At 65.2% G+C, this 4049-nt stretch carries 4 protein-coding genes and 1 pseudogene; 2 read left to right on the top strand and 3 right to left on the bottom strand.

Annotated elements, in window-relative coordinates:
- A pseudogene (locus tag HKD31_RS16195) lies at positions 1–346 on the top strand (hypothetical protein); the annotation flags it as partial.
- A 245-nt stretch (positions 347–591) separates the two neighbouring features.
- Complete coding sequence (locus HKD31_RS15725) at positions 592–2346, top strand: relaxase/mobilization nuclease domain-containing protein (RefSeq protein WP_034930448.1); 1755 nt, start codon at positions 592–594, stop codon at positions 2344–2346.
- An 11-nt stretch (positions 2347–2357) separates the two neighbouring features.
- Here HKD31_RS15725 and HKD31_RS15720 read toward each other — a convergent pair whose 3' ends face one another.
- The 3 genes from HKD31_RS15720 to HKD31_RS15710 all read right to left on the bottom strand — a co-directional run bounded on the left by HKD31_RS15720 (position 2358) and on the right by HKD31_RS15710 (position 3935).
- Positions 2358–2948 carry an RES family NAD+ phosphorylase gene (locus tag HKD31_RS15720; protein WP_019086935.1) on the bottom strand — a complete coding sequence of 197 codons (591 nt, stop codon included), beginning with the start codon at positions 2946–2948 and terminating at the stop codon, positions 2358–2360.
- Positions 2949–2952: 4 nt separating this feature from the next.
- The gene (locus tag HKD31_RS15715) at positions 2953–3585 is read right to left on the bottom strand and encodes a hypothetical protein (RefSeq protein ID WP_019086936.1); all 633 of its coding nucleotides are present in this window, start codon (positions 3583–3585) and stop codon (positions 2953–2955) included.
- A 104-nt stretch (positions 3586–3689) separates the two neighbouring features.
- Entirely contained in the window at positions 3690–3935 is a 246-nt protein-coding gene (locus HKD31_RS15710; RefSeq protein WP_370543935.1) for a DOPA 4,5-dioxygenase family protein, read from the bottom strand.
- Positions 3936–4049 lie beyond the last annotated feature (114 nt).

The raw sequence follows: 4049 nt of genomic DNA, 5'->3' as shown, positions 1-4049 counted from the left end.
AATGTGCCGCGTGATCGTCATGGGGGCATGCCCCCATGACGATCACGCACAGTCCTCAAACTGGGGAATTTTCAACCAGCACATTTGGGGAGATTACAACCAGCACTCACAGCTGGCTCTTTCGCTTCCCGATAACATCGCGATCGGCGCTCCGCTGGCACCATCCTGGCAGACTTCTTCCCTCTTTCCGGCGTCGTTCCTGCGTACGGGCGATGCGTCCCGGCCTGTCGGCAGTGCGTACGACCCGGCACGTTCATCTGGTTCCCGAATGACAGACTGGACGGCACTCGTACCGCAATCGGCAGGTCTGTTCATCGCGTCAGGACATGGGGAGGCGCGCCGATGATCCCCGTTCCGGCCCATCGGGCTCTGGCGGGCTATGGGTGCCTTGGGGATGGGGTGCTGGGGGGAGATAGGCAACGGAGGGAAGGACGGCAAGGTAAAAGCAGCGCCCGTTCGGGGCTGCATGTGGTTGGTTTGATTGGAGAATTTGTCCTCTCACCATGCACCGCCTGCGGCTCTTCGTCCATTTTTCCTAATCTTTTCAACGATCCGGGCCCGTCAGGCGCACATCGAAGCGGGGAGCGGGCCATGGCGACGCGCGATGACAGCCTGACTGTCCGGCCCGGACGCATCCAGCACGGCAACCAGGGCGCACGACCGAAATCCTTCGTCGGCGAGGTCATGCGTGCCGCGAAGAAGGCCGGTCATACCGGCACCCGGTTAGGAGCGAAGGGCAGGGGAGGCGGTGGCGGTTCCCGTTTCGGGCGCGGCCGGCGTGCGGCACTCTCCATGCGGTTGCGCAGCAATGCCCGTCGGGTCGTGGTCAAGGCGCGGGTCGTCCGCCAGCAGGGTGCGCGGTTTCGGTCAGCACCACTCGCCCGGCACATCGCCTATCTCAGGCGCGAGGGCGTCACTCGCGACGGGGCCAGGGCCCATCTGTTCGATGTCGGGTCTGATGAGGCGGACAGCAAGGCCTTCGCGGAACGCTGCGAAGACGACCGTCACCATTTTCGCTTCATCGTCTCGCCCGAGGACGCAGCACGGATGGAGGATCTGCGGGGCTTCGCGCGGGAGTTGATGCAGGACATGGAGCGCGACCTCGGCACCAAGCTGGACTGGGTCGGGGTGGATCACTGGAACACTGACAATCCGCATGTCCACATCCTGGTGCGCGGCGTGGCCGACGACGGCAAGGATCTGGTCATCAGCCGCGCTTATATCAGCCAGGGCCTGCGCGACCGCGCCGCCGAACGGGTGACGTTGGAACTTGGCCCGCGCAGTGAACAGGAAATCCGCACCGCGCTGGAAACCGAGATCGGCGCTGACCGCTGGACCAGTCTCGATCGCGCGTTGCAGGACATCAACGACGAGCGCGGCGGCATCGTCGATCTGCAACCGGGCGCGGGTGCTGAAGACCCGGAACTGCGCCGCCTGCTGGTGGGCCGGGCGAGCAAGCTGGAAGGGCTTGGTCTTGCCGAACCGGTCGGGGTGGCCCGCTGGACCCTCAAGCCGGGGCTGGAGGCGACGCTGCGCGATCTTTCCATCCGGGGCGACATCATCAAAACCATGCACCGCGCCATGTCCGGCGGTGGGACAGAGCCCGACATCGCGGGTTTCGCGATCCACGGTGAGAAGCTGGCCGATCCGATCGTTGGCCGGCTGGTCGAGCGCGGGCTAGACGACGAACTGAAGGGTTCGGGCTACGCGGTGATCGCCGGCACCGACGGGCGCACGCATCATCTCCGCTTCCCCGATCTGGATCTGACCGGCGATGCGAAGCCGGGCGCGATCGTCGAGACCCGCACCTGGGAGGATGCCAAGGGCACGCAGCGCCTGTCGCTCGCCACGCGCTCGGATTTCACGCTGGCCGAGCAGGTGACGGCGCCCGGCGCGACCTGGCTCGATCGCCAGTTGCTCGCCAAAGATTCGGCGCTGGCCAATGCGGGCTTCGGGGCCGAGGTCCGCGAGGCGAGGGCGCAGCGGATCGATCATCTCGCCTCCGAGGGGCTGGCCCGGCGGCAGGGCGAGCGCGTGGTGTTCGCACCCGACCTGCTCGGCACCCTGCGCCAGCGTGATCTCGATCAGGCGGCCGCCAGATTGGCGGCGCAGACTGGTCTGCAACACCGGCCCGCGAAGGAAGACGAGATTGTCTCGGGGGTTTATCGCCAGCGGGTCAACCTGTCCTCGGGTCGGTTTGCGATGGTCGACGATGGGCTGGGGTTCCAGCTCGTGCCGTGGCGCCCGGCGCTGGAGCAGAAGCTCGGACGGCAGGTTTCCGGCACCCTGTCGCCGGGTGGAGCGGTGGACTGGACTTTCGGACGGAAGCGGGGACTCGGGATTTGAAACCTTGCCGGTCAGTTCGTCAGTCCCACGCCATAGATCTCCATCAGTTCATAGAACCAGTCCGCATCGAGATTGTCGCTCTGGGAGGCGATCGCAATCGCGCTCTCCGTCCGGTCGAAAAGGGCGAAACAGATCTGATCGTTGTCATGGCGGGCGCGGTAGCTGATGCCGTCGGCATCGGACCATGCGTCGTGAACGGCTTTCGACCAGGCGTGTGGCAGATCGTACGGCAGGCCGGATGATGTGACCTCCGCCGTGGCGCCGAGCACAGCCAGTCCGGGGCCATGCAGCTCCACCAGCCGCAGTTCCCGATTGGCGCTCAGTATGGTGCAGGCCTTGGCGGCGATGAGATTGATCGGCAGCAGCGTGCGGCCTGGCGCGCGCAGGAACGTCTCCGCGAACGCGCCGGCCTGCTGTTCCGCCGTGTACAGAACGCCATGAGAGCCGTCCGGCGCGTTGAGACGCCCGGAGCGCGAACGGTCGAAATAAATCGGATCATGAGCGCGGGAGTGAAAACGATGCAGGGGATGGCCCGCGGGCAGAATGCGCCAGCGGGGTTGCCGGGAGGCGAGGTCTCCCGGCGGCCAGGGCTGGTTCGGCACGCGGTCAACCGCCCTGGACGCCGATGGACTGCGCGGCTTCCACAACCGCTTCGGTCTTGCCAGCGCCCAGCGCTTCGATCGGTGTCTGCCCGTCGAGTTGTGCGAGCGGCGTAACCAGGAAATTCAGACGGAACCATGCGCTTTCGCTTGGCAGGGCGGCGAGCACCGGCTTCAGGCCCGACACGACCCCATCCCCAGTGAACTGCGCGACCGGATAGCGCCGCTCGCCGCTCGGTCCCGGAACCGCCAGGATCGCCTGTTCGCGGACTTTCTTCTCGATGGCCTGGCGGGTGACTCTGAGCAGTTCCCTGACCTGATCGAGCGTATAGGCGCCACCGGCACGGCGAAGATCGTCGTCCCTGATCTGTTTCCCGCGTAACAGGGCAAGTCCCCATGGGCCGACCGCATAGGCATCTGTTGCGGTCTCGCGGGAGGGAGAGCGACCGGCTTGCGGCCGAACCTCGTATTCCAGCACCTGTGGCTTCGCGCTGGCACGTCCGCGCGTTCGAGCTGTCTTGCGTGCAGCCAGTTCCAGGCCGGCCGGCACCGTCACGATGCTGCCCACGCCGAGAAGTCGGGTTCTCGTATGGCTTCCCGCAACGCGGGTGCGTGTTTCCGAACCGGGTGTCGTGGGCATCCTGTCGCCTCCTGGCAGAGTCCTCTTCGTGATGGCAATATAGGAAACCATGACAACCAAAGCAACCAATAGAACGCCGCCACGCTCCTGGCTTTGGGCTGGCGTCAGATCAGCGCCGTACCCGCCGGTTCAGTATTCGGAGCCCCTGCGTCGTCCGCCTTCGGCGAGTCTTCCGGTAGCCGCTTCGGCAGCAAGGCGCGACGCTGCCCGAGCCAGAGTCCGTCGCTGATGTGATCCCGGCGCGGAGAACGCGTATTCGGGTGGATCAGGATGCTCAGGCCCCGGTGATTGAGTATCAGCCAAGGAACGAGCGTCGCGAACAGCCCGGTCTCGAAGGCGATCTGATACATCGGTGTTGATTTTCACTGAGAACTGATGGTGTGGACGGCTCCCTGTGGTCCTGAGAGGATGCTGAGGAGTTGAATGTCAGTGAAGGAAACCATCATGCATCAGTTGGTCCGTAT

This window comes from Gluconobacter potus (assembly GCF_015244705.1).
In the GTDB taxonomy this organism is placed as follows: Bacteria; Pseudomonadota; Alphaproteobacteria; order Acetobacterales; family Acetobacteraceae; genus Gluconobacter; species Gluconobacter potus.
Note: the sequence above shows the minus strand (reverse complement) of the source record. Positions and strands in the feature narration are given on the sequence as shown.